General features: G+C 53.4%; 2 protein-coding genes. One reads left to right on the top strand and one right to left on the bottom strand.

Annotated features, from left to right (window positions below; genetic code table 11):
* Window positions 1–122 precede the first annotated feature (122 nt).
* Window positions 123–1,172 (top strand): hypothetical protein, encoded by a 1,050-nt coding sequence (locus P24_RS18935; protein ID WP_156816390.1) that lies wholly within the window; start codon window positions 123–125, stop codon window positions 1,170–1,172.
* A gap of 181 nt (window positions 1,173–1,353) precedes the next feature.
* Here P24_RS18935 and P24_RS18930 read toward each other — a convergent pair.
* The coding region (locus P24_RS18930) for a site-specific integrase (protein WP_008946359.1) at window positions 1,354–1,785 on the bottom strand (432 nt) is incomplete at its 5' end.

Genomic DNA, 1,785 nt, shown 5'->3' with positions numbered 1-1,785 from the left:
ATTTTCGGGGGGCAGCTCATTGTTCAGATAAATTAGATAGCATTCTATGATCTATCATTAAGATTGTGGCGAGCAGTGATGATTGCTTGCGCCATGACAGGTTTTGGGGGGAAGGATCACAGATGAAATGGCGTAGCGCGTTGTTCACGCCCGGTCGCGTCGAAAAGAAGACGACTCTCTTTACGCAACCCGCGCGAGAAGCACATGACCGGATTACCAATCTACTCGTTCTCACCCATCCAGCTCTGACTGGGGTTTGGCAGTTTCGTGAGACAACGAAACACTTCGCGAGTCTTTCTGATTCAGGACCAGTTCGCGACGCGGTTCTTTCGTTCATCAATTTTCCTGCTGCAGAAACCGCTATCAAGCGTATGGACCTCCGCGAGTCTGTCTCGAAAATTAGCTGGGAGCGGCAACGAGACGCTATCGCGGAGATGACGTTTCTCGTCGCCTGCTCAGTTTTTGAAAATTTTACTAGCGCGCTACAGGACCTTGTCGCCCAGTCAAATGGCATCGCTATTAACAACCGAAGAATAGAAAAAGGCTTTCAGTTTCCTGCACTCAGCTTTGATCTGAACGTCTCACCACCGACGTCAACGGCCTCCTCGTATCGAGACAACTGGAAGACGGCTCTAGCGTTGCTTCCCCAATCGGCGTTCATGATCGGCAGGACGCTTCCGACTTTTCCAACAAGGCCAAACGGTCAGAATATTCTGTCAGATTTTGAGATGAAGATGCAGGCATACCTTTTGTTCAAAAAATTGCGCAATACAATTGTCCACGGGAATTTTGACCCAGATATCCCAGATCAATTCGAGGTGGTCGATAAGATCGTTGACGTTGCAGCTCTCGGAATGAACAGCAAGGCGACCATCTCGCATGACGGAAGTGGCGAATATTACATCACGTATTATGATGTCGTTGGGTTCGTGGCGCTTCTACTATCAATCATTCGGGACATAGATTTCTTCTACCTCACGAGTCAGCAGGGTGAGTCCGCACTCATCGAAAGACTTAAAGCGCACCGCGACTCGAAAGCTTCCGGGCAGGGTGACAAGACTAAAGAAAATGCTAGGCTTAAACGGACGCTTGCTTCGTTGGGCGGCAATCAGCTCAAAGTCGACGACGTGACGCGCAACCACTTCATTGCCAATGGGGCTTGGCGGGTATAGCTGCCAATTGACCGCTTTCGGTGATCGGTTGGCACGACTCACTTGCGGAAGTGCCGATAAGGTGGGGCATTCTCGAAGATGCCTACTCGCTGGTGTTTTGGGGCTTATCTAGCGTTGATTGATAATTACCGGCATGACTGCTTGCGAGCAGAAACCTAAATTCAAACTCAGGCACCCATGGCTATTCCGCCGCTTGGTGAAGCTGCCCTATCGGCGCTTCGCCGAAGATGCCGGCGGCAAGATCGTCCACCGCCTTTTGCGCCGTTTCGTCGGTCAGATGCGCATAGCGTAGCGTGGTCTGGATTTGCTTGTGGCCGAGGGTCTTGCCGATCACCTGAAGCGATACGCCCCGGTTCGCCAGCAGCGAGGCGGCATTGTGCCGAAGGTCGTGAATGCGCACGTCGGGAATGCCGGCCAACACGCGGATGCGCCGCCACGGCTTTTGCAGGTCGGTCACATGCTGCCCCTCGACATGGCCGGCGATCACATAGGGGTTGTTCGGCTTGCGCTCCAAGCGTGCCAGCATGGCGCGCACCGGGCCGGCCAACGGATAGCGCATTGCGCCGACCTTGCTGTCCGGCAGCTCCATATAGCGTAAGCGGTGTTTTGCGGC

It is taken from the genome of Oceanibaculum indicum P24 (genome assembly GCF_000299935.1).
GTDB lineage: Bacteria > Pseudomonadota > Alphaproteobacteria > Oceanibaculales > Oceanibaculaceae > Oceanibaculum > Oceanibaculum indicum.
Note: the sequence above shows the minus strand (reverse complement) of the source record. Positions and strands in the feature narration are given on the sequence as shown.

What these genes read in the sequence shown, in the direction of transcription:
- P24_RS18935 (WP_156816390.1), top strand. Translation starts at nt 123, where the DNA reads ATGAAATGGCGTAGCGCGTTGTTCACGCCCGGTCGCGTCGAAAAGAAG.